Here is a 26859-nt window from a genome sequence, read left to right on the forward strand (position 1 = left end):
AGTTTGGGTATGAGGCAACTCAAACTATGGAATATCGACTCGCTTCTATACTGAACAATGTGACTCATGGAGAGGAGGGTCACTGCATGACGAGCCATTGCAAGGACGGGCATGGCGGAGTCAAGGGCGCTTCCGGTAGCCTGTGGTGCTGTTTGAATGCGCTGTGCAGCTCTCAGGGTCTGGCTTCCGAAGAAGCAGCGTTGCTTGACGAGATCGTGTCTTCGCCCCTCAGGTTGGAGAAACGAGCCGTTCTCTACGAGCAAGAGGCGCCGTTCGATAGTCTCTATGCCGTATGCACCGGATGCCTCAAGCAGGAAACGGCTGTCAATGAAACCGAGACCCTGCTTACGTCCTTTTGGTTGCCCGGCGATCTCATCGGCTGCGATGCCATCGGCCTGGGACGCTATCCAGCCACCGTCAGTGCGCTTGAAACCGCCACGGTGTGCAGGCTGCCTTTCGCGCGACTCGAAGCGCTGACGCAAAGGCTGCCAAGACTGCGGAGGCAACTGCAGTGCACCACCAGTCGTGCCAGACATGAAGAGCGGATCATCCTGCACCAACTGTTGAGCCGTACCGCCGAGGCGCGCCTGGCCTGCTTTCTGCTGGTCGTATCGGACTGCTTTCATCGCCGTGGCTATTCCCCTACCCACTTTCGCTTGCCCGTATCGCGCAACGATATCGGCAGTTATCTGGGGCTGACCCAGGAGACGGTCGGCAGGACGCTTGCCACCTATCAGTCGCAACGGCTGCTGCGTGTCAATGGGCGTGAGTACCAGCTGCTCGATCTTGCGCAACTCGAGCGCTTGGCCTCTTCCACCGGCAGGCGGCAAAAGAGGCCGTGACGGGTCGAGGGTCAGGCTCGCTGAGCCACCGCAGGCGCTCTGTGCTGCTCCCAGAACTCGAGCAGGACCCTGCACTCGCCCTCCTTCTCGCTGACGAAATTGAGCAGCGGCCGATGGAGTTCCGGTGTGGCATTGGTATTCAGCATCCACTCGAAGAAGTGCTTCGACTCCATGGCTGCGCGGATGGCATGCTCGATGACCTGCTCACCCGTGATCTCGTCGACGATGAAGAAGTGAGGTTCCGCAATCGGAAAGGGCGCAACGTTGCCTGGCGCTCTGATGATGCAGGCTTCGAGTTCCAGGCAGACGGCTACCTGGTGCAACTGGCCGAGACGCTTTTCGCACTGCAGGCCCAGTGTCGCCAGCAGTCTGCTCGTCTGCGGGGCCTTGGGCAGAAACCGCAGCGTCAGACGGCGGTAGCGCTGAAGTTCGGCAGCTTCGTGCTCGTAAGCGAGAGTGAGCTGTTCGTGCGGCAACAAGAGCAAGGTATGGGTCATGTCCATGAGTCGGTTCTTCCAGATTGTGCTTTTGTGATCGAAGCTTTTTTAGGTGCCCTGAGTAGCTGGCTAAGCGATCTTAGGAAGGACCTTTTTGCGTCGCAATGACAGTTATCATGTTGACGTCCGATAACGAGCGAATAGGAAAGAAACCTGACAGTTGTCAATTCGCTCATTGGCAGCGCTATCCGGTGCCTCTCACGGTCTGAAAGGCTTGCAAGCCTCGATTCCCGGCACCATGGTAAAGGGAGCGATCGTCTAGCGAGGGAGTGACATGAGCGATCATCGTATCGAACGAGACAGCATGGGTGAGCTGCGGGTGCCGGCCTCGGCGCTCTATGGCGCCCAGACCCAGCGTGCGGTGGAGAATTTTCCGGTGTCGGGCCAGCCGATGCCGGCTGGCTTCATCCATGCCATCGCCCGCATCAAACTGGCCGCTGCCAAGGTCAACCGTGAACTGGGCCTGCTCGACGGCGAGCGAGCCGAAGCCATCGTCGCGGCGGCTCAGGAGATCGTCGACGGCAAGCACGACGACCAGTTCCCGGTGGACGTGTTCCAGACCGGTTCGGGCACCTCGAGCAACATGAACGTCAACGAGGTGATAGCCCATCTGGCCAGCCGCCATGGGCTCAAGGTGGGGCCCAACGACCATGTCAATATGGGGCAGTCGAGCAACGACGTCATTCCCACTGCCATCCACCTTTCCGCGGCGCTGGAAGTGACCACGCAGCTGCGTCCCGCGCTGGTGGCACTGCGTGCCACCATCGACGAGCGGGCGCTGGAACTGGACCGCGTGGTGAAGACGGGGCGCACCCATCTGATGGACGCCATGCCGCTGCGCCTGGGACAGGAGCTTGGCGGTTGGTCGAGCCAGGTCGGCCAGGCCATCGAGCGTATCGACAGCGCCATGGTACGGCTGGCACGGCTGGCTCAGGGCGGTACGGCGGTAGGCACCGGCATCAACGCCCACCCCGAGTTCGCCGAGCGCATGGCACGTGAACTGAGCGAGCAGACCGGGCTCGCCCTGTCGCCCAACGACAGTTTCTTCGCCAGCCTCGGCTCCCAGGACGCGGCGGTGGAGCTCTCCGGGCAGCTCAAGGGCCTGGCCTGCGTGGTGATGAAGATCGCCAACGACCTGCGCTGGATGAACTCGGGGCCGTTGGCCGGCCTGGGCGAAATCGAGCTCGAGGCGCTGCAGCCCGGCAGCTCGATCATGCCGGGCAAGGTCAATCCGGTAATTCCGGAATCGGCGGCACAGGCCGCTGCCCAGGTGATCGGTCTGGATGCGGCGATAACCGTGGCGGGGCAGAGCGGCAATTTTCAGCTCAACGTGATGCTGCCGCTGATCGGCTACAACCTGTTGACCTCGATTCGGCTGATGAGCAATACGGCACGCCTGCTGGGCGAGCGGGCCATTGCCACGTTCCGGGTGCGCGAGGATCGGTTGGCGGAGCCGCTGGCGCGCAACCCGATCCTGGTCACGGCCCTGAACGGGGTCATTGGCTACGACGCGGCGGCAGCCATTGCCAAGCAGGCCTACCAGGCGGGGCGGCCGATCATCGATGTGGCTGAAGAGCAGACCGATCTTGGCCGTGAGGAGCTCGAACGGCTGCTCGATCCGGCCAGCCTGACCTACGGCGGCATACCGGAGTAACGCGGCTCAGGCGGCCAGGGCCTGGCGATGGGCTTCCACGTGGGCCTGGAGTCGTTCCACCTGACGTGGCGTCAGCCGCAGGCCCAGCTTGGTGCGCCGCCACAGGATGTCCTCGACGGTGGTCGCCCATTCATGGTCGACCAGGTAGTCGGCTTCGGCGGCGGTGAGGCCGGCGCCGAAATGCTCGCCCAGGTCCTCTGCACATTGAGTACCTGCGAGGAAGCGCAGGCACAGGCTGCCGTAACTCCGCGCGAAACGTCGTGCCCGCGCCTCCCCGAGCCAGGGGTAGTCGTGCAGCAGCCGCGCCATGAAATTTTCCTGATTGCCGATCTCGCCGCCGGGCAGGGCGGCCTCTGCGGTCCAGCTTGGCCCCATGGCTGGCAGGACAGGCTTGAGTTGTTTCAAGGCAGCTTCCGCCAGTTTTCGATAGGTGGTGATCTTGCCGCCGAATACGGAGAGCAGCGGGGCGCCCTGATCGTCGAACGCCAGGGTGTAATCCCGGGTCATGGCCGAAGGCTCGGCCGATTCGTCGTCGCACAGGGGGCGTACGCCGGAGAAGCTCGAGATGACGTCGCTGCGCTGGAGCTGACGGCGGAAGTGGGCATTGACGACGCCAAGCAGGTAATCGATCTCTTCTTCGCTGATGGCAGCTTGGGTCGGGTCGCCCTGATAGCGGCGATCGGTCGTGCCGATCAGGCTGAAGTCGTCCTCGTAGGGGAGAACGAACACGATGCGCCGGTCGCTGTTCTGCAGGATGTAGGCGCGGTCGTCGCCGTTCAGTCGCGGCACGATCAGATGGCTGCCCTGAATCATGCGAATGCTGTAACGGGAACTGCGTGCCGCCTGTTCGCGAACCACCCGCTCGACCCATGGACCGGCCGCATTGACCAGGGTGCGCGCCTGGCGCTCGAAGCGCTCGCCGCTGCGGACGTCCTCCAGCTCGATGCGCCAGATGCCGTTCTCCTCCTTCGCTCCGATGCAGCGGGTGCGCACCAGAATCTCCGCGCCACCTTCGCGTGCCTGTAGCGCGTTGAGCACCACCAGGCGAGCATCGTCGACCCAACAATCGGAATATTCGAATCCGCGCTTGATGCCTTCCTGCAGGGGCGAATCCGCAGCGAAACGAACGCTGCGTGAACCGGGCAGCATCTTGCGCTTGCCCAGGTGGTCGTAGAGGAACAGGCCGGCCCGAATCATCCAGGCGGGGCGCAGGTGAGAGCGGTGCGGGAGAATGAAACGCAGCGGCCAGATGATGTGCGGTGCCTTGCGCAGCAGCACTTCGCGCTCGCGCAACGCTTCTCCCACCAGGCGGAATTCATGATGTTCGAGATAGCGCAATCCACCATGGATCAATTTGCTGCTGGCCGAGGACGTGGCGCCGGCCAGATCCCCCTGTTCGCACAGGCTGACCGACAGCCCGCGCCCGGCAGCATCGTTGGCAATACCGGTGCCGTTGATGCCGCCGCCGATGATGAAGAGGTCGAGTAGGTGGTGCGACGTGTGCGCCATGGACTGAAAGGCTCCGATCTCGCGTCAGCAATGAGCTGGCTTTCAAACAGTGTATGTTTGAAAGCGAACATAGATCAATCGAAATCGAACATCAAGGCCTGGAGGAAAACGCGCCGACGTTTCGGTCGGCGCGGTGCAAGTCGCAAGAGGGCGGTCGAAAGAGGAAGTCAGGCGATATGCAGGGCGACGTCGTTGACCTGCATCAGGTGAACGATGCGCTCGGGGGGCTGGCGGTCGGTGAACAGCGCATCCAGCTGGGCGATGTTGCCCTGTCTCACGACGGGGTTGCGATGGAACTTCGAATGGTCCGCGGTCAGGTAGACCTGGCGGGAGTTGCGGATGATGGCCTGGGCCACGCGAGCTTCCTGGTAATCGAACTCGAGCAGGGAGCCATCCTCGTCGATACCGCTGATGCCGATGATGCCGAAGTCCACCTTGAACTGATTGATGAAATCGATGGTTGCCTCGCCGATGATGCCGCCATCCCGTGAGCGTACCTGGCCGCCGGCGATGATGACGTTGAAGTCCTCCTTGTGCTGGAGGATGGCCGCCACGTTGAGGTTGTTGGTGATCACCTCGAGCCCTTGATGATCGAGCAGTGCCTCGGCGACGACCTCGTTGCTGGTGCCGATGTTGATGAACAGCGAGGCGTGATCGGGAATATGGCTGGCCACGAGGGCGGCGATGCGTCGCTTGGCCTCTAGGTTGAGATTCTTGCGCGTGCTGTAGGCGGTGTTGACGGTGCTCGATTCGAGCCCGGCGCCGCCGTGCACGCGCCGGATCATGCCCTCTTCCGCCAGGGAGTTGAGGTCGCGGCGTATGGTTTGTGGCGTAACCGAAAAATGTTCGGTCAGTTGTTCGATACTGGCGTAGCCCTGGCGGCGTACCAGTTCAACGATGGCATCTTGTCGCTGTTGCTGGTTCATGACGGCTCCCTATCGATCACGCGAGTGTAAGCGATTCGGTACGCTTGCGCAGGTATTCGAGGGGCATTTATACGAAAGTCGTAAAGCATTGCGAACATACTCGGGTACTCTTGGTGATCATAAACGAACATACAATGACAGGATGACTCATGGCCGACTATCTCCTTGCCATCGATCAGGGCACTACCAGTTCGCGCGCCATTCTCTTCGACCGTGACGGCCATGTGATTCGTGTTGCGCAGCGTGAATTCCCCCAGCACTTCCCCCACGATGGCTGGGTCGAGCACGACCCCGAAGACATCTGGGACACGGTGCTTTCGACCTGTCGCGAGGCGGTCGAGACATCGGGCGTCGCACTCGACGAGATCGCCGGGGTCGGCATCACCAATCAGCGCGAAACCACGCTGCTGTGGGATCGCGCGACTGGCAAGCCGCTTTACAATGCCATCGTCTGGCAGGATCGACGCACCGCCGACTTCTGTCGCGAGCTGCAGGAAAGAGGGCATGCCGAGCTGGTGCAATCGCACACGGGGCTGCTGATCGATCCCTACTTCTCGGCAACCAAGCTGGCCTGGCTGCTGGACAACGTGGAAGGGGCGCGTGAGCGTGCCGAACGCGGCGAGCTGGCCTTCGGCACGGTGGACACCTTCCTGCTGTGGCGCCTCACCGGGGGGCGGGTTCACGCCACGGATGCCACCAACGCCTCGCGCACCATGCTGTTCGACATCAATGCCCAGCAGTGGGACGACGAGCTGCTCAAGCTATTCGAGATCCCGTCTGGCTTGCTTCCAGAAGTGCGCGACAGCAGCGCCGACTTCGGCACCGTCGAGGCCCGCTGGCTGGGGGCGGAGTTGCCCATCGGCGGGGTGGTGGGCGACCAGCAGGCGGCCCTGGTCGGCCAGGCGTGCTTCGAGCCCGGCATGGGCAAGAGCACCTACGGCACCGGTTGCTTCATGATCGTCAACACCGGCGACAGGCCGGCCAGATCGCGCAACCGCCTGCTCTCTACCGTGGCCTATCGCCTGAACGGCAAGACCACCTATGCCATGGAGGGCAGCATCTTCGTCGCCGGTGCTGCGGTGCAGTGGCTGCGCGACGGCTTGAAGCTGTTCAAGGATGCCGCCGAGACGGAGGCGCTGGCCAAGCAGACCCGCGCCGGACACAGCGTCTATCTGGTGCCGGCCTTCACCGGGCTGGGAGCGCCCCACTGGGACCCCAAGGCGAGAGGGGCGATCTTCGGCCTGACGCGCGACACCGGGATTGCCGAAATCGTCGCTGCCGGCCTGCAGGCGGTCTGCTATCAGACCCGCGATTTGCAGGCCTGCATGAGCGACGACATGGGCGTGCCACCGGGTACGCTGCGTGTCGACGGCGGCATGGTGGCCAACTCCTGGCTGGTTCAGTTCCTCGCCGATATGCTGGGGGTGCAGGTCGACCGGCCGACGGTGCTCGAAACGACCGCATTGGGAGCCGCCTACATGGCCGGGCTGCGCTTCGGTTGGTACCGCGACCTGGAAGAGATCGCCGAGCTGTGGCGCTGCGAGCGCAGCTTCATGCCCAGCATGCCGGAAACCGAAAGGGAGCGACTCTATCACGGCTGGCTCGAGGCGGTGGAGCGGGTAAAAAGCTAGTGCGAGGCTTGCAAAATCCAGCGATATCGGTAAGATATGCATCCGTTGCCGCAGCTGAATTGGCGGGTAACGGGTAAACGAGAAAGAACGAAAGACGAGAAAGCCGAACACAGGACCATAGCTCAGTTGGTTAGAGCGCCACGTTGACATCGTGGAGGTCGGCGGTTCAAATCCGCCTGGTCCTACCAGCTTTCTATCGGCTTTTTCGACACGGTTTCACATGGTTTCGGTTTCACATAGTTTCAGGACCATAGCTCAGTTGGTTAGAGCGCCACGTTGACATCGTGGAGGTCAGCGGTTCAAATCCGCTTGGTCCTACCAGCATTCCGAAACGCCCCCTGGCATTGCCAGGGGGCGTTTTGCTTTCAGGTGCCTGCGACTGCTCTTCACCAGGCCGACGGTTTTCCTTGCCAGGCGAGTGAGAAGTCGGGCAGCTCGCTGCGTCTGACGAATACCTCGACCAGGGCTTCCAGACCCTCTTGGTCGGCTGGGCTGAAGCGCCCGCGTCGTGGGCTGTCGAGGTCCAGCACCCCCCACAGTGTAGCGCCGCACAAAATCGGTACCACCAGCTCCGCGTTCGACGCCGCATCGCAGGCGATGTGATCGGCGATGGCATGCACGTCGTCGATACGCTGGGTCTCACGGCTCCTGGCGGCGGCGCCGCACACGCCCTTGCTGAAGGGGATGGGGTTGCAGGCCGGCTTGCCCTGGAAGGGGCCGAGTGTGAGCAGCTCGGGCTGGCGCTGCAGGTAGAAACCGACCCAGTTGAGGTCCGGCACCTGCTGCATGATGAAGGCGCAGGTCTGGGCGCTGTTGGTCAGCCAGTTGCGGGCGTCCAGCAGGGCCTCGAGCTGGCGGGCCAGCAGCGTGTAGTCGGGCATGTTCGATGCCATGGAATCTCCGGTCCTCTCTAGTGCCCACTGGTATTCGGGCTGGGGTTTGAAGAATGGTCTGGTCGACACTAGCTTTCGGGTAGTAAGGATATCCGTAGGTCGATCAGGAGGATTGAGTATGCATGTAGTTGCCGATGTCAACGTGACGCCGATCGGGGCGGGAGCCTCGCTGTCGTCTCATATCGCCGCCTGCGAAGAGGTGATAGAAGCGGCTGGGCTCAAGTATCGCCTGCACGCCCACGGGACCAATATCGAGGGTTCCTGGGAAGAGGTGATGCGCGTAATCCAGCGCTGCCATGACGTGCTGCACGAACGCGGTGCGCCGCGGGTGGACAGCGCGATTCGCATCGCCACGGCTACCGACAAGGATCAGAGCCTCGAGGAGCGGATCGACAAGGTCGAACGCAAGATGGGCTGAGTCCGGTACCTGCCAAACGAACGGGCCGACGCATGGCGTCGGCCCGTTGTCATGCGTTAGAAGCGCAGCACGGCATCACTGCCAGCCGGGCACGGCGCCACCGTCGAACAGCTCCGCAGCCTTGGCGGCCACCTCTTCGCTCTGGTAGGCGGAAACCAGCTGCTGGATCTCTTCACGCTCCTCGTCGCCGGCACGCACCGCGATCAGGTTGACGTAGGGCGACTCGGCACCCTCCTGAATCAGCGCATCGTCCAGGCGCAGTCCGGCGGGCTGAGCGAAGGTGTTGTTGATGAAGGCGAGGTCCACGTCGGTCAGCACGCGCGGCAGCTGAGCTGCCTCGATCTCGCGGAAGCGCAGGCCGAGCGGGTTCTCGACCACGTTGATCGGGGTGGCCTCGAGGTTCTCGGGGTCATCGAGTTCGATCAGGTCGGCGTTGTGCATCAGAATCATCGCGCGGCCGCCGTTGGTGGGGTCGTTGGGCAGGGCGACGATGGCACGCTCGGGCAGCTCTTCGATGCTGTCGTGGCGCTCGGAGTAGGCGCCGATCGGATACACGAAAGTGTAGCCGGCAACGGCCAGGTCGTAGCCGCGGTCTTCGATCATGCTGCGCAGGTAGGGCTCGTGCTGGAAGGCGTTGGCATCCAGGCTGCCGTCTGCCAGTGCAGCGTTGGGCGAGACGTAGTCGGTGAACTCGATAATCTCGACTTCGAGGTCGTAGCGCTCGCGGGCGATCTGGACGGCCACTTCCATCACCTCCGACTCGGGGCCGGACATGGTGCCTACCTTGATCGAGCGCGTTTCGGTCGCGCCGTCGTCGTTGCCGCAGCCGGCAACCAGGATGGCGCTGGCCAGGGTGGCGGCGCCGAACAGTCGGGTCAGAGTCACTTGCATGGGGTCGTTCTCCTTGGGTGTGGCGTCACTTGCGATCCGATTTGCGTACCAGATAATCCCCGAGGCTCTGGAAGCCCTGCACCATGACCACCAGAATGGCCACGGTGATCAGCATGACGGTGGGGTTGAAGCGGTTGTAGCCATAACGAATGCCCAGGTCGCCCAGGCCGCCGCCGCCTACGGCGCCGGCCATGGCCGAGTAGCTCACCAGGGTGACGACGGTGATCGTCAGTCCGGTGATGATGCCGCCGCGAGCCTCCGGCAGCAGCACCTTGGTGATCACCTGGTGCGGCGTGGCGCCCATCGACTGGGCGGCTTCCACCAGGCCGGGCGGGATCTCGTTGAGCGCACCTTCCACCAGCCGGGCGACGAAAGGGATGGCGGCGATGGTCAGCGGCACGATGGCGGCATTGGTGCCGATCGAGGTGCCCACGATCATCCGCGTGAAGGGGATGATCGCCACCATCAGGATGATGAAGGGGATCGAGCGGCCGATGTTGGTCACCATGCCCAGCACCTGGTTGAGCACCGGGCGGGCCAGGATCTGGCGTGGGCGGGTGACGTAGAGCAGCACGCCCAGCGGCACGCCGAGCAGCGCCGAGATGATGCCCGATACCGCAACCATGTAGAGCGTATCCAGGGTCGCCTGGAGGATCAGATCAATCATCGCGCTGGACATGGCCGAGCACCTCCACATGCAGGTCGTGGTCTTCGAGATAGTCGATGGCGCGGCGGGTCTGCTCGGGGGAGCCGAGGAGCTCGGCGATCATCAGCCCCAGCGTGCGCTCCTGAATCGACTCCACCTTGGCCTGAAGAATGCTGACGTCGACCCCGCATTCGCGCGCCAGGCGCGAGATCAGCGGCGTGGAAACCGTATCGCCGGAGAACGCCAGACGCACCACCGGATGGGTGTGCTCGCCGGGGGCCTCTTCGAGGCGCTCGATCAGCGCCTTGGGCGGCTCCAACTGGAGGAAGTCGTTGAGGAACTCGCGGCCCAGGCGGGTGCGCGGGGCGGTGAAGAAGTCGCCGACCTCGGCCTCTTCCACCAGCTCGCCGTCGGAGATCAGGCTGACCCGATGGCAGATCGACTTGACCACTTCCATCTCGTGGGTGATCAGCAGGATGGTCAGACCCAGCTTCTGGTTGATGTCGCGCAGCAGAGTCAGGATCGAGCCGGTGGTCTGCGGGTCCAGCGCCGAGGTTGCCTCGTCGCACAGCAGCACGCGGGGTTCGCTGGCCAGCGCCCGGGCGATGGCCACGCGCTGCTTCTGACCGCCGGAGAGCTGGGCCGGATACTGGCGTGCCTTGTCGGCAAGGCCGGTGAGCTCGAGCAGCGGCAGCACGCGCTCGCGGATGGCCGCGCGCTTCATGCCCATCAGTTCCAGGGGCAGGGCGACGTTGGCAAAGACATTGCGCGTCGTCAGCAGGTTGAAGTGCTGAAAGATCATGCCGATGCGATGGCGCGCCTGATTGAGCTGGCTGTTGGAGAGGGTGGTCATCTCCTGGCCGTCGACGACGACGCTGCCACTGGAAGGGCGCTCGAGCAGATTGACGCAGCGAATCAGAGTCGACTTGCCGGCACCGGAAAGGCCGATGACGCCATGGATACTGCCCGCCGGAACGTGAAGGTCGACGTTCTTCAGCGCCTCGATGGTTCTGGCGGCTCTCTCGCTGGGGCGTGAGGCGAACGGCAGTCGGCGCCTGGGCGGGGTGAGGTGGTAGGTCTTGGAAACGTTGCTTAGCGTGATCATCTGGCTTCCTGAGAGGCCGTGCCGGTGGGGCGGGCGCAGCGTGGGCCAGGGTATAACCGAACGAAAAAAAGGCCACCCTGGCGGGTGGCCATCAACGCTGGACACACCCTTTTAGCTGCACTTCACGATGCAGGCGGAAGCCGTCTGCATCGTGGGCGCCCGCAAGCCGGGTACAAATCGGCGCCTGAAATGTGAGGCGGAATGGTAAGACTAAAGACGTAACATGTCAACCGAAGCGAAAGATGCTTCGGTTCGCCAGGCGAACGCGTGGTGAAATTCACTAAAAAATGACCTCGATACGTGGATTCCTGTTGCCTTGCCCTGGTGAATGTCACGCTCTTGGGGTAGCGCCCGTTGACGGATGGACGTTCGTGGCGCGAATTCTTACACTGCGAGCCCCACCCACTTCATCCTCCCTTGAGCGGGAGCGCGCAGGAGACGCCATGTTCACAGGCATCGTCCAAGGCACGGCCGAGATCGTCGCCATCAAGGAAGCCGAGGCATTCCGCACTCATGTCGTGAGCTTGCCGCAACCTCTGCGCGAGGGGCTGGAGCTCGGCGCTTCGGTGGCCCACAACGGTGTCTGTCTGACGGTGACGGCCATCGACGGCGACCGGGTCAGCTTCGATCTGATGCGCGAGACGCTGCGCGTGACCAACCTTGGTGCGCTGGGCGAGGGCGATCGCGTCAATATCGAGCGGGCAGCGCGCTTCGGCGACGAGATCGGCGGCCACGCCATGTCCGGTCATGTCATGGCCATGGCCGAGCTGGTGGAGCTGGATCAGGCGCCGAACAATCGACGGCTGTGGTTCGAGGTGCCCCATGCGCTGGGCCGCTTCCTGTTCGACAAGGGCTACATCGGCGTCGATGGCATCAGCCTGACGATCGGTGCCACGAGGCCCGCCACGGCTGCTCACGGGCCGCGCTTCTGCGTCGACCTGATTCCCGAGACCCTGGAGCGCACCATTCTGGTGGACCGCGTGCCGGGCGATAGGGTCAACATCGAGATCGACCCTCAGACCCAGGCTATCGTGGAAACCGTGGAAAGGGTATTGGCCGCCCGCGGGGTGTGAGAACTCCATTCAAATGACCGTTTCGTCAAGATTGCGTTGGTAGCCGTGCTGGCGAATGGCGCAGAGTTTGCTTATACAGAGCGAATCGTGCCGCACAAGGTAAGCAATCTCGGCCTCGCATCTAAAGGGGGCTTTGGGTACCATGTGCGGCTTTTCTCGCCCCCTGGTTGCTAAACAAGCACTCGTGCGCAGGAATGCCAAAAATGAAGAACATGCTCGATAGACACTTCAAGCTGACGGAACACAACACCAGCGTGAAGACAGAGGTCATTGCCGGGGTCACCACCTTCCTGACCATGGCCTACATCATCTTCGTCAACCCCAGCATTCTTTCCGAAACCGGCATGGACTATGGCGCGGTGTTCGTCGCCACCTGTCTGGCGGCCGCCGTCGGCTGTCTGGTCATGGGGCTGTGGGCCAACTATCCCATCGCCCAGGCGCCGGGCATGGGGCTCAACGCCTTCTTCACCTACGGTGTCGTGCTGGGCATGGGCTACAGCTGGGAAGCGGCGCTGGGAGCAGTGTTCCTGTCCGGCTTCTGTTTCCTGCTGCTCAGCATCTTCAAGGTGCGCGAGTGGATCATTCATTCCATTCCGCTCTCCCTGCGCCTCGGTATTGCCGCGGGTATCGGCCTCTTCCTGGCCATGATCGCACTGAAAAATGCCGGCATCGTAGTGTCCAATCCGGCCACCTACGTGGCACTCGGAGATCTTTCCCAACCGGCTGCCATCTACGCGCTGCTGGGCTTCTTCGCCATTACCGCCATGGCCTATCTGAAGATCACCGGCGCCGTGATGATCGGTATTCTCGGGGTGACGGTGCTGGCCATGATCCTGGGCCACAACCAATACGGTGGCCTGATGTCGATGCCGCCCTCCATTGCGCCGACCTTCATGGCCATGGATCTCATGGGCGCCCTCGACGTGGCCATGCTCAGCGTCATCTTCGCCTTCCTGTTCGTCGATCTGTTCGACACCTCCGGCACCCTGGTGGGCGTGGCGCACAAGGGCGGTCTGCTCGACAAGGACGGCAAACTGCCGCGTCTGAATCGTGCCATGATCTCCGACAGTAGCGCCTCCATGGCCGGTGCGGTGCTGGGTACCTCGACCACGACCAGCTACATCGAGTCCACCGCCGGTATCGCCGCAGGTGGGCGCACCGGCCTGACGGCGGTCGTCGTGGCCGGGCTGTTCCTGATCAGCCTGTTCTTCGCGCCGCTGGCGGGTTCCATCCCGGCTTATGCCACCGCCGGCGCGCTGCTCTATGTGGCGGTGCTGATGGCCGGCAGCCTGGCCCATGCCAACTGGGACGACCCGACCGACGCCGCGCCGGTACTGATCGCCGCACTGGCCATGCCGCTGACCTTCTCCATCGCCGAAGGCATCGCGCTGGGCTTCATCAGCTACGCTGCTATCAAGACCCTTTCCGGCCGCTTCCGCGACCTCAATCCGGCGGTGGTCGTGCTGGCGATCCTGTTCGTATTGAAGTTCCTGTTCCTAGACTGACATTCCCTCACCGAGACCCGCGATGAGCATTTACGGCGACTACATCAAGTCCGTGATCCGAACCGTCCCCGACTGGCCGCAGCAGGGGGTCAACTTCCGCGATATCACACCGCTGCTGCAGAACAGCTCTGCCTTTCGCAAGCTGATCGACAGCTTCGTGCATCGCTATCAGGAGATGGAGCTGGATGCCATCGCGGCCATCGACGCACGCGGCTTCATCATCGGGGCGCCCGTCGCCTATGAGCTCGGCTGCAGCTTCGTGCCGGTACGCAAGAAGGGCAAGCTGCCGTTCCGCACCATCAGCGAGACCTACACGCTGGAGTACGGTCAGGCCGAGGTGGAGCTGCACTCCGATGCATTCCGTCAGGGGGATCGGATCCTGATCATGGACGACTTGATCGCCACCGGCGGCACCATGCTGGCGGCCGCCAAGCTCATCACCCGTTCGGGCGGACAGGTGGTGGAAACCGCCACCATCATCGATCTGCCCGAGATCGGCGGGTCGGCAAGGATCCGTGAGGCAGGCTTCGGCGTCTTTGCGGTCTGCTCCTTCAATGAGGATGAGTGACGCCATGAGCAATGCCCGCTATCACCAGCACTTCACCGTCTCCTGGGACCAACTCCACCGTGACGTGCGCGAGCTGTGTCATCGTCTGGTCGAGCGCGACTTCAAGGGTATCGTGGCGATCACCCGTGGCGGGTTGATTCCGGCGGCGCTGATTGCCCGTGAGCTCAACGTGCGGCTGATCGATACGGTCTGCATCAGCAGCTACGAGCACATGGAGCAGGGTGGCCTGGACGTCATGAAGGGCGTCGATCATGACGGCGACGGCTGGCTGCTGGTCGACGACCTGGTCGATACCGGCAAGACGGCACGCAAGGTACGCGAGATGCTGCCCAAGGCGCACTTCGTCACCGTCTATGCCAAGCCCGAAGGGCGCCCGCTGGTGGATCAGTATCTGACCGAAGTGGCCCAGGACTGCTGGATTCAGTTTCCTTGGGACATGGGGGTGGCCTACGTCGAGCCGTTGGTCGACCAGGTCAAGCGTTAGGCGACATAGAGTCGAGCGAACATGAGCTGTCCATTACCCGAGAGTTGGGAGCGCTGGCTGGGAGGCGAGTTCCAGGCTCCCTACATGCAGACGCTGCGTGACTTCCTGGCGGCGGAGAAGGCCGCCAGGAAGGTGATCTACCCGCACTCCTCGAACTGGTTCCGCGCCTTCGAGCTGACGCCGCTGGAGCGGGTCAAGGTGGTGATCCTGGGGCAGGACCCGTACCACGGACCCAATCAGGCGCATGGCTTGTGTTTCTCGGTTCGCCCGGGGGTTCCGGCGCCGCCCTCGCTGGTCAACATCTACAAGGAGCTGGTCGCCGATGTCGGCTTCCAGCCGGTGGACCACGGCAACCTCGAGCACTGGGCGCGACAGGGCGTGCTGCTGCTCAACACCTCGCTGACGGTGGAGCAGGGCAACGCCGGCTCGCATCGGGGCAGGGGCTGGGAGCACTTCACCGATCGCGCCATCGAGACGGTCAACGCCCACGCCGAACCCTCGGTGTTCCTGCTGTGGGGTAGCCACGCCCGGCAGAAGAAGGCGCTGGTCGACACCTCGCGGCATCTGGTGCTGGAGTCGCCGCATCCGTCGCCGCTCTCGGCGCACCGGGGGTTCTTCGGCAACCGGCACTTTTCCCGTGCCAACGCCTTCCTGCAAGCGAACGGCCGCGAACCGATCGATTGGCAGCTGCCGGCAGAGCCCTGAAAGCCGGCCGGCAGGCTCTGCCTTAAACTCTCGGCAGGATGAGAGTAAAATGCGCGCGACTCGTCCATGCGACGAAGGTCGCCACTTCCACACCACGCCAAGAGGTCCGTCATGAGCGTCCACGCCATTCAACATCCGCTGGTCCAGCACAAGCTCGGTCTGATGCGCGAAGCCGGCATCAGCACCAAGAGCTTTCGCGAGCTGGCCGGCGAGCTGGCCAAGCTGCTGACCTATGAGGCGACCCAGGATCTCGAGCTGGAAGAGCAGGACATCGACGGCTGGAGCGGCAAGCCGATTCCGGTGAAGCTGCTGAAGGGCAAGAAGGTGACCATCGTACCGATTCTGCGGGCCGGGCTGGGTATGCTGGATGGCGTGACCGACCTGATCCCCAGCGCCCGGATCAGCGTGGTGGGGCTGTATCGCGATGAAGAGACGCTGGAGCCGGTACCGTACTTCGCCAAGTTTGCCAATGACCTCGACGAGCGCATGGCCATCGTCATCGACCCTATGCTGGCGACCGGCGGCACCATGGTGGCAACGCTGGACATGCTGAGGGACCGCGGCTGCCAGCAGATGAAGGTCATCGTGCTGGTGGCGGCTCCCGAAGGGATCAAACGGGTGCAGGACGCCTATCCCGACATAGAGATCTACACCGCTGCGGTGGATGATCATCTCGACGAGAACGGCTATATCGTGCCGGGTCTCGGCGACGCAGGGGACAAGATCTTCGGCACCAGGTGATTTTTTAAGTTCATTGGCAAAAAACGCAAGATGCTGCCCCTGAGATCGCAATCCAGGGGCGTTTTTCTGGGCAGGACGCCTTCGACTCAACGACACGACAAAAGAAGGAAAACACCCCATGAACGAACATGTGGCGGCTGCGCAGGCGCCTGCCGAATCCCTGCCCAGGGTGCTGCTGACCGGGGCACAGATGCTCTTCGTCGCTTTCGGCGCGCTGGTGCTGGTGCCGCTCTTGACCGGACTCGACCCCAGCGTGGCGCTGTTCACCGCCGGCGTGGGTACCCTGGTGTTCCACGGCGTGACCAAGGTGACCGTGCCGGTCTTCCTGGCATCATCGTTCGCCTTCATCGCCCCGATCCAGGGCTCGGTGGTCAATTTCGGCGTGCCGGCCACCATGGGCGGGCTGATGGCGGCGGGCCTGGTCTACGTGGCGATTTCGCAGGCGGTACGCCTGAAGGGCACGGCCTGGTTGCATCGCCTGCTGCCGCCGGTGGTAGTGGGGCCGGTGATCATGGTGATCGGCCTGGCCCTGGCGCCGGTGGCAGTCAGCATGGCCACCGGCGAGACCAGCGATCATATCGGCTACGGGGCGGCCATCGTGCTGTCGATGGCGAGCCTGCTGGTGACCCTGGTGCTGGCCGTATTCGGCCGCGGCCTGCTGCGGCTGGTGCCGATCATGGGCGGTATCGTCACCGGCTACGTCATGGCTCTGTTGATGGGGGTGGTCGACTTCACGCCGGTGCGGGAAGCCGCCTGGCTGGCCATGCCGTCGTTCACGGCGCCGAGCTTCCACTGGGCGGCGATCCTGTTCATGATTCCCGTGGCCATTGCGCCTGCGGTGGAGCATATCGGCGACATGGTGGCCATCGGCTCGGTCACGCGCAAGAACTACCTGGAGAAACCCGGTCTGCACCGTACCTTGCTGGGTGACGGTCTGGCGACCACCACCGCGGCGCTGTTCGGCGGTCCGCCCAACACCACCTATTCCGAAGTGACCGGCGCGGTGACTCTGACTCGTGCCTTCAACCCCAAGATCATGGTGGTAGCTGCCTGTATCGCCATCGGTCTGGCTTTCGTGGCCAAGCTGGGCGCACTGCTGCAGACCATCCCCGGCCCGGTGATGGGCGGCATCATGACCCTGCTGTTCGGCTCCATTGCCGTGGTCGGCATGAACACCCTGGTGCGCGCCGGGCATTCCCTTACCGCGCCGCGCAACCTGGTGGTGGTGTCGTTGATTCTGGTGTTCGGTATCGGCGGCATGCAGTTCGGGGGCGGTCAGTTCACCCTGCAGGGCGTGAGCCTGGCCGCGCTGGTGGGCATCGTCCTCAACTGGGTGTTGCCCACCGCCGACGACGAGTGATCCTCAGGTATGGTGCAGCTCCTTGCCGCCCTCGGAAAAGGTCGGCGGGGAGTTGGCGCTGACGATCACGCACTCTTCCTCGCCGACGTTGCGGAAGCGGTGGGGCAGGCGCGAGTCGAAGTAGTAGGCATCGCCTGCGCGCAGCAGGCGAGCCTCGCCGGCTACGGTGAGTTCTATCTCGCCGGCCACCACCACGCCGCCCTCCTCGCCGTCGTGCTCGAGCATGTCGGCGCCGGTATCCGCTCCGGGCGGGTAGCGCTCATGAATGATCGACATGCTGCGATCCGGCCGACGCGCCGCCACCAGCCGCCATGAAAGATGGCCGTCGCCGATCTCGGTGAGATCCTCGGCGGGGTAGAAGGCCTGCGGCGGGGAGGGTTCGTCGCCGGCGAAGAACGCGCTGATCGACACCGGCAGCGCATCGAGAATCTTCTTCAGCGAGCTCACCGACGGGCTGACGCTGTTCTGCTCGATCAGCGAGATGGTGCTGTTGGTGACACCGGCTCGCTTGGCCAGTTCACGCTGGGACAGCTTGCGTGCCTTGCGCAACTCGCGCAGACGTGTCCCTACATCAAATCCTTCCATTGTCAGGTCCAGAACGTTCGATTTGTTTGACACATGATACCCGTTAGCTGCGCCTTGGATAAGATGACCTTGATCATTGCATTGTCCGGGTTTGGCTCAGCGTCGTGGAAGCGGCGCGCGGGCTGAGGCATGATGGGGTATGACCGATCGATCAGAAAACGCGATACCCAACCCGCTCACCGACGTGACAGGCCTGATCCTGGCCGGCGGTGAGGGTCGGCGGATGGGCGGGCGAGACAAGGGGCTCGAGCCGTTTCGCGGCGCCGCGCTGGTAAGCCACGTGCAGGCGCGATTCGCCGGTAGGGTGGCCGAAGTGCTGATCAGTGCCAACCGTCACCTGGACGACTATCGCCAGTTGGCCGGGCGGGTGGTGCCCGATGCCCAGGGGGGCTTCCAGGGGCCGCTGATGGGTATCTACAGCGGCCTGCTCGCTGCCGATACGCCCTGGGTGCTGGTGGTACCCTGCGACACGCCGGCTCTGCCGGACGATCTGGTGGCGAGAATGGTCGCCGGGATCGGCGATCATCGAATCGCCGTGGCCCATGACGGCGAGCGGCTGCACCCCGTGGTCATGCTGCTCGAGCGCTCGCTGGCCGAGGACCTGCACGCCGCTCTGCAGGCAGGAGAGCGCAAGGTCGGTCGCTGGGTCGAGCGCCACGCCTGGACCGCCATCGATTTCAGTGACTGTCCGGACGCCTTCATAAACCTGAACAGCGAAGATGACAAGCGGCGCCTGGAGATGCGCCCGAACGAGGAGAGTTGACCCTGATGTCCCAAACGCAGCCAGCCGCGCTTGGCTTCGACGATGAACTGCCGCTGCTGGGTATCGCCGCCTGGAGCGGCACCGGCAAGACCACTTTGCTGGAAGCGTTGCTGCCGCGCCTCGCGGCGCTTGGCGTGCGTACCGCCGTGATCAAGCATGCGCATCATGAATTCGATGTCGACCAGCCGGGCAAGGACAGCCATCGCCTGCGCCAGGCGGGCGCGGCCCCGATGCTGGTTGCGTCACGGGCCAGGTGGGCCATGATGATGGAAACGCCCGACAATCGGGAGGCCGATCTTGCGCAGCTGATCGACGTCGTGCGCAGCCAGCAGCCCGATCTGGTGCTGGTGGAAGGCTTCAAGGCCTGGCCCTTGCCGAAGCTCGAGCTCTACCGCGAGGCCGTCGGCAAGACGCTGCGAGTGGCCGAAGACCCATGGATAAAGGCCGTGGCGAGCCAGCCCCGAGTGGAGGTTCCGCCGGGGGTCGAATGGCTCGACCTCGACGACCTGAATGCCATTGCCGCCTGGGTGGCGGCCTGGCCGGCACGCTGGCCGGCCGAGTGCGTGCCTCGCGATATCGCTCGCTGACGACCGCTTAACTTGACCAGACAATTGATCCCGAGGCTGCAACCCATGAGTCTGACCCATCTCAATACGCGCGGCGAGGCCCATATGGTCGACGTTGCCGACAAACCGGAAAGCCGCCGTGAGGCGACCGCTTCAGGTCATATCCAGATGAAGCCCGAGACCCTGGCGCTGCTGAGCGAGGGTGGGCTCCCCAAAGGGGACGTGCTGGCCACGGCGCGTATCGCCGGCATTCAGGCGGCCAAGCGCACCCACGAGCTGATCCCGCTCTGCCACGCCTTGCCGCTCTCCAAGGTGTCGGTGGATTTTCACCTGGACGAGCAGAACAGCCGCGTCGAGGTCGTCGCCACCTGTCGGCTCAATGGTCGCACCGGTGTGGAAATGGAGGCGCTGACGGCCGTCTCGGTGGCCTGTCTGACGCTCTACGACATGTGCAAGGCGGTCGATAAGGACATGGAGATCGGCGCCATCCACCTGGATGCCAAACAGGGCGGCAAGTCGGGCGACTACCGCCGCCAAGTAGTACCGGCAACGGCTCCCATCGTAACGGGCGAGGGTGCAGCCGGGCAGGTCTCGGTGGGCAGCCGTTGCGACATCGACTCGCCCTGCGTGCGGGTGAAGTTCCTGGCCGAACTGCGTGAGCGACTGGGCATCAGCGATGTCACCCTGCCGCTGGACAGCCTGCCGAGTACCGACGTCGGCGGCCTGAAGAGCGCGCTGGTGAAGCGCGACTCCCGCTTTGCCCGTCTCAGCGAAGGACGTGTGCTGTGTGCGGTCAATCAGGTCATGGCGCTGGACGCGACTCCCATCACCAACGACGATGAAGTGGCGTTCTTTCCGCCGGTGACGGGAGGCTGAGGCGATGATTCGGGTTCAGGACGCGCCTTTCGATGCGGGCGATGAACAGCAGCAGCTGCTTGCCGGGCGCTCCGACATCGGCGCCGTGGTGAGCTTCACCGGACTGGTGCGCGACTTCAACGAGCGGCCCGATGTCACGGCACTGACGCTCGAGCATTATCCGGGCATGACCGAGGCGGCGCTGGGCGAGATCGTGACGCAGGCCGAAGCTCGCTGGCCGCTGCAGGGGGTGCGGGTCATCCACCGGGTTGGACGACTGACGCCGGGAGACCCTATCGTACTGGTGGTGGTCGCCAGTGCACATCGACGTGCCGCTTTCGAAGCCTGCGACTTCATCATGGACTATCTCAAGACGCGAGCCCCTTTCTGGAAAAAGGAACACAGCATCACGGGTGACTACTGGGTTGCCGAGCGTGAGTCGGATTACCGTGATGCCAGCCGCTGGGAGAGCGAGAATGACGAAATCCCCTGAGACATTGCCTGCCGAGTTGATCGACGACTTCGGCAGGCGTGTTCGCTACGTGCGAATCTCCGTGACGGATCGCTGCGATTTCCGCTGCGTCTACTGCATGAGTGAGGAGATGACGTTCCTTCCTCGGGCGCAGATATTGACGCTGGAAGAGTTGAGTCTGGTGGCGCGGGCATTCGTCGAGATGGGGGTCGAGAAGATTCGGCTGACCGGCGGCGAACCCCTGGTGCGGCGCGGCATCGATCAGCTCATCGAGGCAACGAGTGCGTTGCCTGGGCTGCGCGATCTGGCCATGACCACCAATGGGGCAGGGCTGGTCAAACATGCGCGCCGCCTGCGTGAAGCGGGGCTGGGCAGGCTCAACATCAGCCTCGATACCCTGGATCCCGAGCGCTTTCGCAAGCTGACCCGTACCGGTGATTTGTCTCGCGTGCTGGAGGGCTTGCACGCCGCGCGCGAAGCGGGCTTTACGCGCATCAAGCTCAATGCCGTGATTCTGAAGGGACGCAACGACGACGAAGTGCTCGATCTCGTCGAGTTCGCCCGCGCCCAGCGAGTCGACTTGAGCTTCATCGAGGAGATGCCTCTCGGCGACGTCTCCGACCATTCGCGGGCCGAGACCTTTTGCTCCAGTGATGAGGTGAAGGCGGCGATAGAGCAGCGTCACGAGCTGATTCCGACCACCGAGTCGACGCTGGGCCCTTCGCGTTACTTCCGCATGAGCGACAGCGACAGCCGTATCGGCTTCATTTCCCCTCATAGCCACAACTTCTGCTCCAGCTGCAATCGGGTTCGTGTGACGGCGGAAGGGCGGCTTCTGCTCTGCCTTGGCAACGAGCATTCTGTCGATCTGCGTGCCGTACTTCGCCAGCACCCGGGGGATCTCGATGCCCTCAAGCATGCCATCGTCAAGGCACTTCCTCTCAAGCCCGAGCGCCACCATTTCACCACCGATGGCGATGTTCAGATCGTTCGCTTCATGAACATGACGGGGGGATAAGAGAGGGAAGATGCCAACATAAGCCGGAACTCTTTGACGCTATTCCGTGCATCGTTGGTTGGGCCTTTTCTTGCCAAAATGGCAAATCGGCATATACTTTCGACGAGTGGGCCTTTACGGCTGACTCGTCGTTTTCTTGCATGGAGGAGGCCAATGTCCAGCGAAACCTTGGAGCGCATCGCCCGTAACAAGAACGTGGCTCGGGCCGCGGCTCGCCAGTTGAGCATGGAGCAGCTGCACAAGCTCTCCGATGTTATCGGCGAGGTCATCGAACAGAAAAATGAGGAAGAGAAGCTCCGCAAACAGGAAGAAGCGGACAAGGAAAGAAAACTGGCTGAGATCCGTGAGGCCATGAACGATGCTGGTCTCTCCGTGGAAGATCTCGTGGGTGAACAGCCACGCCGTCGGCGCGGTCGGCCACCCAAGAATGCCAGCGGTTCGTGACCCGGCAGGGAACGAATCGTCTGCTTGCAGTACCTCGGAAGGGGGCAAGGCGGGGGCCTTGGCTCCCTTCCGCTGCGCGATACTTCAAGCCAATCTCTTCGGCATCATGCAGCGGTCAGTGCCAGTCGTCAGCGAAAGGCCGGTGCCTCTACGGCCAAGAGCTGGAGATGAATGTCGGGTAACTGACGCAGATGTTGGCCCAGCCAATAGGTGATCTGCGGCTGCAGGGCTGAGCGTAGTTCGGCCAGCGTCGACACATCGATCTCTTCCAGCCTTTCGTCCAGCCATTCGGTGAAACTGTCCTCGTCCATGGCACTGACGCGGTGGGCATCCATCATCAGCCTGCCAATGCGGGTCCAGCCCGTGCCCGTGTAGGCCACGGAAAGCGCCAGGTAGAGGATGCCGTGGCGCGAGGAACCCTGTTCCGCGGCAAGACCGGGCAGGGGAGCGACGGCGTTCTGGCTGACGATGCAGGGGCTTTGCGGATGGCGAGAGTCGACGTGCAAGCCATCCGCATCCAGCCGGATCAGATCGCCATTGACCGGCAAGAGGGGCGCCTGGATGCCCATCGAGTGCGCCAGCTCCTGATGGGCCTGCTGGTGACGACGTTCGCCGTGCACCGGCAGCAGATGATGCGGCCTTACCCAACCGTAGAAGGTACGCAGCTCGTCCTGGGCCGGGTGGCCGGAGGCGTGCAGTTCCGGATGGTTGAATTCGTCCCAGATCGTCACGTCGAGGCGTTTGAGTGCGTGTTTGAGGCGCTCGATCTGATACTCGTTGCCGGGAATCGCCTTGGCCGAGAACAGCACGGTGTCGCCTGCCATCAGCTCGAAGCTGTGGTGCCGGCGGTGGGCGAGGCGGCTCAATGCCGCTCGCGGTTCCCCCTGGCTGCCGGTGGCGATCACCAGAACCTCTTCGGCTGGCAGATAACCCAGATCACTGACCGGAACCAGCGCCGGCATGTCTTCCAGGTAACCCAGCCCCCGGGCCACGGCTACCATGCGCTCCATGGCGCGACCCATCAGACTCACCCGGCGCCCACAGCGCTCGGCGGCTCTGGCCACGGCCAGCACGCGAGCCAGGTTGCTGGCAAAGCAGGTCACCACGACCCGTCCCGTGCACTGGGCCAGGCGCTGCTCCAGGGCTCTGGCGACCTCGCCTTCGCTACGCGAGTGGCCCGGCATGGGGGCATTGGTCGAGTCGCCCACCAGCAGGTCGAGCGGCGCCAGGGCGCGAAAGGTCGCTCCTTTGATTGGCGGGCCGATGAGCGGCTCGGGGTCGAGTTTCCAATCGCCGGTATGCAGCACCCGGTAATCGCCGGCGACGATCAGCAGCGCACAGCTCTCCGGTATCGAGTGGGTCAAGGGCAGATAGCGCAGGGTGAATGGGCCGCTTTCCAGGGCCTCGCCCGGCTCGATTACCTGAATGGCATCGACGGCCAGGCCGCGCTCATGGAATTTGGCGCGTAGCAGGCCGGCCGCCAGCGGGGTGGCATGAATCGGGCATTGCCATTTGGGCCACAGCCAGGCGACGGCACCGATGTGGTCTTCATGGCCGTGGGTGATGAGCAGCGCCTGAGGGCGAATGCCAAGGGCCTCGGGCGTTTCCAGGCTGGGAACCTGCAACGGTGAGTCGGGCAGATCCTGACGGATCATCATGCCGCAATCGACCGCTATCCATGCATCCTCGTACCCGTAAAGCGTCATGTTCATGCCGATCTCACCACAGCCCCCCAGTGGCAGGAAGTGAAGCGGGCAGCGGCGGCGGGGGCGAATGGTGACGCGGGTAGAAGGCATCGGCAAGACAGGGACCAGGCAATTGAGTCTTCACTATACGGGATCGTCGCGACCCTTCACAATGCGATGCCCGCGGGCGGCAGCGGTTGGGCGTGTCGTGATATGGCGATTTCGCTACAATGCCGGCTTCCTGATTCCGTTCTGCAGCGGGTTTTTCATGTCTCACTATTATCGACTCGTCGTCTCCTGTCCCGACCGTCGCGGCATCGTGGCCCGCGTATCCGGGTTCATTGCAGGCCATGGGGGCTCCATCACCGAGGCGAGCCAGCACTCCGATCTGGAGGCCGGACGTTTCTTCATGCGCTACGAAATTCTCGCCGATTCCATCGGCATGAGCGCAAGCGAGTTGACCGAAGCCTTCGATCCGGTCGCCCGTGAGTTCGACATGGAGTGGGCCCTGCGCGACACTCGCCGTCGCCCCAGGGTGGTGATCATGGTCTCGCGAGAGTCCCACTGTCTGGTGGATCTACTCTATCGTTGGACGGCGGGGGAGCTCGATGGCGATATCGTCGGTGTCATCTCCAATCACGACGACATGCGCGGCCTGGTGGAGTGGCACGAGTTGCCGTATTTCCACGTTCCGGTGCAGGCCGACGACAAGGACGCGGCCTTTGCCGAAGTGGAGCGCCGGGTCGAAGCTCTGAAAGCCGACGTCGTGGTGCTGGCCCGCTACATGCAGATACTGCCGCCGCGGCTTTGCCAACGCTATGCCGGTCGGGTGATCAACATCCATCACAGCTTCCTGCCCTCCTTTGCCGGCGCGCGTCCCTATCATCAGGCCCACTCACGGGGGGTGAAGCTGATCGGCGCCACCTGCCACTATGTCACCGAGGAACTGGATGCCGGGCCGATCATCGAACAGGACATACACCGGGTGAGTCACTGCCATACGCCGCAGGACCTGGTGCGTTTCGGCCGCGACGTGGAGAAGGCGGTATTGGCCCGCGGGCTGCGCTGGCATCTGGAAGATCGGGTACTGATTCACGGCAACAAGACGGTCGTCTTCGCCTGAATCCGAACGGGGGTTCGGCATGACCATATCCGAACTGATACTGCCGACATGGATACTGCTCGCCTGCGGGGCGGTATCCATGTCGGTGCTGGGGCTGTCGGTGGTGCACCACTCCTGGCAGGCGCTGCTGAGCGACCGTGCCCTGCAGCACCGCTGGCTGGCGGCCAGCCTGGCGGTCGTGCTGATGTGGCAGCTCAGGGCGCAGTCGGTGGACTGGCTGAGTCTGCACTTGATGCTCACGGCTTTGCTGACCCTGATCTTCAAGGCGCCTTTGGCTCTCATGACCAATCTGATCGCCAACCTCTCCCTGGTGCTGTTGGGCAAGGTCGCCTGGCCCCTGCTGGGCGTCAACGTGCTGATCACCGGGGTGATCCCCGTCGTGATCACGGTGTCGATATGGCGCATCGTGGATCGCTATCTGCCCGATAATCTGTTCGTTTTCGTATTCGTGTGCGGCTTCTTCGGCGCGGCGCTGGCAGCGCTGGGAGCGGGGCTCGCTGGGCTGGGGCTGGTCATGCTGGGGGCGGTGGATCCCGAGGCCGTGTACCTGGCCAGGGAATATGCACTGTTCCTGCCACTGCTGATGCCGTCTGAAGCCTTCATCACCGGCATGCTGCTCAGCATCCTGATGGTCTATCACCCCCATTGGGTGGCTACCTTCGACAGCCACCGCTATATCGATACCAAGTGATCGGGCGGCAGTGAGTGGCATGCGAAGAGGGATCAGAAGGGCAGGCTGAGCTGGCGCCTGGCATCGTCCGACACCAGCCTCACGCCCACGCCGAGCAGGCGCACCGGTCGCCGTTGTCTGGCCCAGGCCTGTTCCATCAGCGAGGCGAAGGTCTCCGCGCTGGGTGAAGCGCCGCGGGAGTCCAGCGTGGTCAAAGAAAAGTCGTCGAAGCGTACCTTCACGAAGGCGCCCGACACGGGCGGGTGGCCGTGGCGAGCCAGACGCGCCTCCAGCCGCTCGCAGAGCGGGATCAACTGTTCGTAGCACTGGGCCAGATCGGGCAGATCGCTGGCAAAGGTGGTCTCCACGCTCACCGACTTGCGCTCGCGCTCGATACGCACCGGCCGCTCGTCGATGCCCCGCGACAGTTCGAACAGTCGGCGACCGAACTTGCCGAACTCCTGCAGCAGGCGTTCCAGCGGAACCTGCTGCAGATCTTCGCAGGTGACGATCTCGAGCGTCTCGAGACGCTTGGCCGTGGCCGGGCCGACCCCGTGCAGCTTGGTCACGGGCAACTGGCGCAGGAACTCGTCTACCTGGTCCGGGGCGATGACGGTGAGGCCGTCCGGCTTCTCCCAGTCGCTGGCGATCTTGGCCAGAAATTTCGCTGGGGCCGCGCCCACCGAGACGGTGATCCCGACGCGTTTGAAGCACTCCTCCTTCAACCAGCGCGCCATCCAGGTGGCGCTGCCAGAAAAGCGGGTGACGTCGGTAACATCAAGGAAGGCCTCGTCCAGCGAGAGCGGTTCCACCAGCGGAGTCAGCTCGTGGAAGATGGCCAGCAGCTGCTGCGAGGCTTCGCGGTAGCGATCGAAGTCACCCTTGAGCAGGGTCAGGTGGGGGCACAGGCGCAGAGCCCTGGCAGTCGGCATGGCAGAGCGGATGCCATAGGCCCGCGCCGGATAGTTGCAGGTGGCGATCACCCCGCGACCCTCGGCGCTGCCGCCGATGGCCAGCGGCACCTCACGCAGCGCCGGGTTGTCGCGCATCTCCACTGCGGCATAGAAGCAGTCGCAGTCGGCATGCAGAATCTTGCGACTCATCAGTGTCGTTCCGCTCAGCTGGAGCGCTTTCTGAGCGATGACCAGACTAGGCGGAGCTCGACGAGGAAGCGGAGTTGACTGTTGTAGTCAATGAGCATTCCGAGGAGAGCTCCAACGCCGTATGGTC

The 26859-nt window shown here is 63.4% G+C and carries 29 protein-coding genes and 2 tRNA genes; 21 read left to right on the forward strand and 10 right to left on the reverse strand.

Translation table 11 applies throughout. The annotated features are described in order from the left end of the window. Positions 1 to 26 precede the first annotated feature (26 nt). The gene (locus C4S71_RS00205) at positions 27 to 842 is read left to right on the forward strand and encodes a helix-turn-helix domain-containing protein (protein WP_103967806.1); all 816 of its coding nucleotides are present in this window, start codon (positions 27 to 29) and stop codon (positions 840 to 842) included. Between the two features lie 11 nt (positions 843 to 853). On the opposite strand, the gene C4S71_RS00210 is transcribed toward C4S71_RS00205, so the two are convergent. Further along, complete coding sequence (locus C4S71_RS00210; RefSeq protein WP_086509594.1) at positions 854 to 1345, reverse strand: hypothetical protein; 492 nt, start codon at positions 1343 to 1345, stop codon at positions 854 to 856. Between the two features lie 268 nt (positions 1346 to 1613). On the opposite strand from C4S71_RS00210, the gene C4S71_RS00215 reads away from it, so the two are divergent. Beyond that, complete coding sequence (locus C4S71_RS00215; RefSeq protein ID WP_086509595.1) at positions 1614 to 2993, forward strand: class II fumarate hydratase; 1380 nt, start codon at positions 1614 to 1616, stop codon at positions 2991 to 2993. 6 nt (positions 2994 to 2999) lie between these two features. Here the strand turns inward: C4S71_RS00215 and glpD are convergent, their stop codons facing one another. Next, complete coding sequence (gene glpD, locus C4S71_RS00220) at positions 3000 to 4502, reverse strand: glycerol-3-phosphate dehydrogenase (RefSeq protein ID WP_103967807.1); 1503 nt, start codon at positions 4500 to 4502, stop codon at positions 3000 to 3002. 167 nt (positions 4503 to 4669) lie between these two features. Then, positions 4670 to 5428, reverse strand: coding sequence for a DeoR/GlpR family transcriptional regulator (locus tag C4S71_RS00225; protein ID WP_086509597.1), 759 nt, complete (start codon positions 5426 to 5428; stop codon positions 4670 to 4672). Between the two features lie 149 nt (positions 5429 to 5577). On the opposite strand from C4S71_RS00225, the gene glpK reads away from it, so the two are divergent. The 3 genes from glpK (at position 5578) to C4S71_RS00240 (ending at position 7380) form a co-directional block, all read left to right on the forward strand. Further along, on the forward strand, positions 5578 to 7059 hold the full coding sequence (gene glpK / locus C4S71_RS00230) for a glycerol kinase GlpK (protein WP_103967808.1): 1482 nt from the start codon (positions 5578 to 5580) through the stop codon (positions 7057 to 7059). A gap of 111 nt (positions 7060 to 7170) precedes the next feature. Further along, positions 7171 to 7247, forward strand: a tRNA-Val gene (locus C4S71_RS00235). 56 nt (positions 7248 to 7303) lie between these two features. Next, a tRNA-Val gene (locus tag C4S71_RS00240) sits at positions 7304 to 7380 on the forward strand. 65 nt (positions 7381 to 7445) lie between these two features. On the opposite strand, the gene C4S71_RS00245 is transcribed toward C4S71_RS00240, so the two are convergent. After that, on the reverse strand, positions 7446 to 7940 hold the full coding sequence (locus C4S71_RS00245) for a GAF domain-containing protein (protein ID WP_103968077.1): 495 nt from the start codon (positions 7938 to 7940) through the stop codon (positions 7446 to 7448). 130 nt (positions 7941 to 8070) lie between these two features. Here C4S71_RS00245 and C4S71_RS00250 point away from each other — a divergent pair, with 130 nt between their 5' ends. After that, positions 8071 to 8370 (forward strand): MTH1187 family thiamine-binding protein, encoded by a 300-nt coding sequence (locus C4S71_RS00250; protein WP_103967809.1) that lies wholly within the window; start codon positions 8071 to 8073, stop codon positions 8368 to 8370. A 75-nt stretch (positions 8371 to 8445) separates the two neighbouring features. On the opposite strand, the gene C4S71_RS00255 is transcribed toward C4S71_RS00250, so the two are convergent. From C4S71_RS00255 to C4S71_RS00265, 3 genes are read right to left on the reverse strand one after another with little or no spacing between them, the layout of a single operon-like run. Further along, on the reverse strand, positions 8446 to 9261 hold the full coding sequence (locus C4S71_RS00255; protein WP_103967810.1) for a MetQ/NlpA family ABC transporter substrate-binding protein: 816 nt from the start codon (positions 9259 to 9261) through the stop codon (positions 8446 to 8448). 25 nt (positions 9262 to 9286) lie between these two features. Continuing rightward, positions 9287 to 9940 carry a methionine ABC transporter permease gene (locus C4S71_RS00260; protein WP_086509601.1) on the reverse strand — a complete coding sequence of 218 codons (654 nt, stop codon included), beginning with the start codon at positions 9938 to 9940 and terminating at the stop codon, positions 9287 to 9289. Continuing rightward, on the reverse strand, positions 9921 to 11012 hold the full coding sequence (locus C4S71_RS00265; RefSeq protein WP_103967811.1) for a methionine ABC transporter ATP-binding protein: 1092 nt from the start codon (positions 11010 to 11012) through the stop codon (positions 9921 to 9923). Before C4S71_RS00265 ends, C4S71_RS00260 begins: the two co-directional genes overlap by 20 nt. Before the next feature lie 443 nt (positions 11013 to 11455). On the opposite strand from C4S71_RS00265, the gene C4S71_RS00270 reads away from it, so the two are divergent. From C4S71_RS00270 to C4S71_RS00300, 7 genes are all read left to right on the forward strand, one after another. Beyond that, positions 11456 to 12085, forward strand: a complete 630-nt coding sequence (locus tag C4S71_RS00270; RefSeq protein WP_086509606.1) for a riboflavin synthase subunit alpha — start codon at positions 11456 to 11458, stop codon at positions 12083 to 12085. Between the two features lie 212 nt (positions 12086 to 12297). After that, complete coding sequence (locus C4S71_RS00275; RefSeq protein WP_086509638.1) at positions 12298 to 13590, forward strand: NCS2 family permease; 1293 nt, start codon at positions 12298 to 12300, stop codon at positions 13588 to 13590. A 22-nt stretch (positions 13591 to 13612) separates the two neighbouring features. Then, the gene (locus tag C4S71_RS00280; RefSeq protein ID WP_086509607.1) at positions 13613 to 14158 is read left to right on the forward strand and encodes an adenine phosphoribosyltransferase; all 546 of its coding nucleotides are present in this window, start codon (positions 13613 to 13615) and stop codon (positions 14156 to 14158) included. 4 nt (positions 14159 to 14162) lie between these two features. Further along, positions 14163 to 14642 carry a xanthine phosphoribosyltransferase gene (gene gpt, locus C4S71_RS00285; RefSeq protein ID WP_086509608.1) on the forward strand — a complete coding sequence of 160 codons (480 nt, stop codon included), beginning with the start codon at positions 14163 to 14165 and terminating at the stop codon, positions 14640 to 14642. A gap of 21 nt (positions 14643 to 14663) precedes the next feature. Beyond that, positions 14664 to 15347, forward strand: a complete 684-nt coding sequence (ung, locus tag C4S71_RS00290) for a uracil-DNA glycosylase (protein WP_103967812.1) — start codon at positions 14664 to 14666, stop codon at positions 15345 to 15347. 111 nt (positions 15348 to 15458) lie between these two features. Continuing rightward, positions 15459 to 16088 (forward strand): uracil phosphoribosyltransferase, encoded by a 630-nt coding sequence (gene upp / locus C4S71_RS00295; protein ID WP_010628316.1) that lies wholly within the window; start codon positions 15459 to 15461, stop codon positions 16086 to 16088. Between the two features lie 118 nt (positions 16089 to 16206). Next, positions 16207 to 17448 carry a uracil-xanthine permease family protein gene (locus C4S71_RS00300; protein WP_103967813.1) on the forward strand — a complete coding sequence of 414 codons (1242 nt, stop codon included), beginning with the start codon at positions 16207 to 16209 and terminating at the stop codon, positions 17446 to 17448. Positions 17449 to 17451: 3 nt separating this feature from the next. Here the strand turns inward: C4S71_RS00300 and C4S71_RS00305 are convergent, their stop codons facing one another. Further along, positions 17452 to 18033 (reverse strand): cupin domain-containing protein, encoded by a 582-nt coding sequence (locus C4S71_RS00305; RefSeq protein WP_103967814.1) that lies wholly within the window; start codon positions 18031 to 18033, stop codon positions 17452 to 17454. A 139-nt stretch (positions 18034 to 18172) separates the two neighbouring features. On the opposite strand from C4S71_RS00305, the gene mobA reads away from it, so the two are divergent. The 6 genes from mobA (at position 18173) to C4S71_RS00335 (ending at position 22151) form a co-directional block, all read left to right on the forward strand. Next, entirely contained in the window at positions 18173 to 18796 is a 624-nt protein-coding gene (mobA, locus tag C4S71_RS00310) for a molybdenum cofactor guanylyltransferase MobA (RefSeq protein ID WP_103967815.1), read from the forward strand. A 5-nt stretch (positions 18797 to 18801) separates the two neighbouring features. Continuing rightward, positions 18802 to 19383, forward strand: a complete 582-nt coding sequence (gene mobB / locus C4S71_RS00315; protein ID WP_086509639.1) for a molybdopterin-guanine dinucleotide biosynthesis protein B — start codon at positions 18802 to 18804, stop codon at positions 19381 to 19383. A gap of 45 nt (positions 19384 to 19428) precedes the next feature. Beyond that, a complete protein-coding gene (gene moaC / locus C4S71_RS00320) occupies positions 19429 to 20238 on the forward strand; it encodes a cyclic pyranopterin monophosphate synthase MoaC (RefSeq protein ID WP_103967816.1) in 810 nt (269 codons plus the stop codon). A gap of 4 nt (positions 20239 to 20242) precedes the next feature. Further along, on the forward strand, positions 20243 to 20710 hold the full coding sequence (gene moaE, locus C4S71_RS00325; protein WP_103967817.1) for a molybdopterin synthase catalytic subunit MoaE: 468 nt from the start codon (positions 20243 to 20245) through the stop codon (positions 20708 to 20710). Positions 20711 to 20714: 4 nt separating this feature from the next. Continuing rightward, entirely contained in the window at positions 20715 to 21707 is a 993-nt protein-coding gene (moaA, locus tag C4S71_RS00330) for a GTP 3',8-cyclase MoaA (protein ID WP_086509615.1), read from the forward strand. Positions 21708 to 21860: 153 nt separating this feature from the next. Further along, the gene (locus tag C4S71_RS00335; RefSeq protein ID WP_086509616.1) at positions 21861 to 22151 is read left to right on the forward strand and encodes an H-NS family histone-like protein; all 291 of its coding nucleotides are present in this window, start codon (positions 21861 to 21863) and stop codon (positions 22149 to 22151) included. Between the two features lie 128 nt (positions 22152 to 22279). Here C4S71_RS00335 and C4S71_RS00340 read toward each other — a convergent pair whose 3' ends face one another. Continuing rightward, the gene (locus C4S71_RS00340; RefSeq protein WP_103967818.1) at positions 22280 to 23863 is read right to left on the reverse strand and encodes a ribonuclease J; all 1584 of its coding nucleotides are present in this window, start codon (positions 23861 to 23863) and stop codon (positions 22280 to 22282) included. 241 nt (positions 23864 to 24104) lie between these two features. On the opposite strand from C4S71_RS00340, the gene purU reads away from it, so the two are divergent. After that, a complete protein-coding gene (purU, locus tag C4S71_RS00345; RefSeq protein ID WP_103968078.1) occupies positions 24105 to 24959 on the forward strand; it encodes a formyltetrahydrofolate deformylase in 855 nt (284 codons plus the stop codon). A 19-nt stretch (positions 24960 to 24978) separates the two neighbouring features. Then, the gene (locus C4S71_RS00350) at positions 24979 to 25650 is read left to right on the forward strand and encodes an energy-coupling factor ABC transporter permease (RefSeq protein ID WP_086509618.1); all 672 of its coding nucleotides are present in this window, start codon (positions 24979 to 24981) and stop codon (positions 25648 to 25650) included. Positions 25651 to 25682: 32 nt separating this feature from the next. Here C4S71_RS00350 and dinB read toward each other — a convergent pair whose 3' ends face one another. Then, positions 25683 to 26732, reverse strand: coding sequence for a DNA polymerase IV (gene dinB, locus C4S71_RS00355; RefSeq protein ID WP_086509619.1), 1050 nt, complete (start codon positions 26730 to 26732; stop codon positions 25683 to 25685). Positions 26733 to 26859 lie beyond the last annotated feature (127 nt).

This window comes from Billgrantia desiderata (assembly GCF_900108215.1).
In the GTDB taxonomy this organism is placed as follows: Bacteria; Pseudomonadota; Gammaproteobacteria; order Pseudomonadales; family Halomonadaceae; genus Halomonas; species Halomonas desiderata.

What these genes read in the sequence shown, in the direction of transcription:
- C4S71_RS00205 (WP_103967806.1), top strand. Translation starts at nt 27, where the DNA reads ATGGAATATCGACTCGCTTCTATACTGAACAATGTGACTCATGGAGAG.
- C4S71_RS00210 (WP_086509594.1), bottom strand. Translation starts at nt 1,345, where the DNA reads ATGGACATGACCCATACCTTGCTCTTGTTGCCGCACGAACAGCTCACT.
- C4S71_RS00215 (WP_086509595.1), top strand. Translation starts at nt 1,614, where the DNA reads ATGAGCGATCATCGTATCGAACGAGACAGCATGGGTGAGCTGCGGGTG.
- glpD (WP_103967807.1), bottom strand. Translation starts at nt 4,502, where the DNA reads ATGGCGCACACGTCGCACCACCTACTCGACCTCTTCATCATCGGCGGC.
- C4S71_RS00225 (WP_086509597.1), bottom strand. Translation starts at nt 5,428, where the DNA reads ATGAACCAGCAACAGCGACAAGATGCCATCGTTGAACTGGTACGCCGC.
- glpK (WP_103967808.1), top strand. Translation starts at nt 5,578, where the DNA reads ATGGCCGACTATCTCCTTGCCATCGATCAGGGCACTACCAGTTCGCGC.
- C4S71_RS00245 (WP_103968077.1), bottom strand. Translation starts at nt 7,940, where the DNA reads ATGCCCGACTACACGCTGCTGGCCCGCCAGCTCGAGGCCCTGCTGGAC.
- C4S71_RS00250 (WP_103967809.1), top strand. Translation starts at nt 8,071, where the DNA reads ATGCATGTAGTTGCCGATGTCAACGTGACGCCGATCGGGGCGGGAGCC.
- C4S71_RS00255 (WP_103967810.1), bottom strand. Translation starts at nt 9,261, where the DNA reads ATGCAAGTGACTCTGACCCGACTGTTCGGCGCCGCCACCCTGGCCAGC.
- C4S71_RS00260 (WP_086509601.1), bottom strand. Translation starts at nt 9,940, where the DNA reads ATGTCCAGCGCGATGATTGATCTGATCCTCCAGGCGACCCTGGATACG.
- C4S71_RS00265 (WP_103967811.1), bottom strand. Translation starts at nt 11,012, where the DNA reads ATGATCACGCTAAGCAACGTTTCCAAGACCTACCACCTCACCCCGCCC.
- C4S71_RS00270 (WP_086509606.1), top strand. Translation starts at nt 11,456, where the DNA reads ATGTTCACAGGCATCGTCCAAGGCACGGCCGAGATCGTCGCCATCAAG.
- C4S71_RS00275 (WP_086509638.1), top strand. Translation starts at nt 12,298, where the DNA reads ATGCTCGATAGACACTTCAAGCTGACGGAACACAACACCAGCGTGAAG.
- C4S71_RS00280 (WP_086509607.1), top strand. Translation starts at nt 13,613, where the DNA reads ATGAGCATTTACGGCGACTACATCAAGTCCGTGATCCGAACCGTCCCC.
- gpt (WP_086509608.1), top strand. Translation starts at nt 14,163, where the DNA reads ATGAGCAATGCCCGCTATCACCAGCACTTCACCGTCTCCTGGGACCAA.
- ung (WP_103967812.1), top strand. Translation starts at nt 14,664, where the DNA reads ATGAGCTGTCCATTACCCGAGAGTTGGGAGCGCTGGCTGGGAGGCGAG.
- upp (WP_010628316.1), top strand. Translation starts at nt 15,459, where the DNA reads ATGAGCGTCCACGCCATTCAACATCCGCTGGTCCAGCACAAGCTCGGT.
- C4S71_RS00300 (WP_103967813.1), top strand. Translation starts at nt 16,207, where the DNA reads ATGAACGAACATGTGGCGGCTGCGCAGGCGCCTGCCGAATCCCTGCCC.
- C4S71_RS00305 (WP_103967814.1), bottom strand. Translation starts at nt 18,033, where the DNA reads ATGGAAGGATTTGATGTAGGGACACGTCTGCGCGAGTTGCGCAAGGCA.
- mobA (WP_103967815.1), top strand. Translation starts at nt 18,173, where the DNA reads ATGACCGATCGATCAGAAAACGCGATACCCAACCCGCTCACCGACGTG.
- mobB (WP_086509639.1), top strand. Translation starts at nt 18,802, where the DNA reads ATGTCCCAAACGCAGCCAGCCGCGCTTGGCTTCGACGATGAACTGCCG.
- moaC (WP_103967816.1), top strand. Translation starts at nt 19,429, where the DNA reads ATGAGTCTGACCCATCTCAATACGCGCGGCGAGGCCCATATGGTCGAC.
- moaE (WP_103967817.1), top strand. Translation starts at nt 20,243, where the DNA reads ATGATTCGGGTTCAGGACGCGCCTTTCGATGCGGGCGATGAACAGCAG.
- C4S71_RS00335 (WP_086509616.1), top strand. Translation starts at nt 21,861, where the DNA reads ATGTCCAGCGAAACCTTGGAGCGCATCGCCCGTAACAAGAACGTGGCT.
- C4S71_RS00340 (WP_103967818.1), bottom strand. Translation starts at nt 23,863, where the DNA reads ATGAACATGACGCTTTACGGGTACGAGGATGCATGGATAGCGGTCGAT.
- purU (WP_103968078.1), top strand. Translation starts at nt 24,105, where the DNA reads ATGTCTCACTATTATCGACTCGTCGTCTCCTGTCCCGACCGTCGCGGC.
- C4S71_RS00350 (WP_086509618.1), top strand. Translation starts at nt 24,979, where the DNA reads ATGACCATATCCGAACTGATACTGCCGACATGGATACTGCTCGCCTGC.
- dinB (WP_086509619.1), bottom strand. Translation starts at nt 26,732, where the DNA reads ATGAGTCGCAAGATTCTGCATGCCGACTGCGACTGCTTCTATGCCGCA.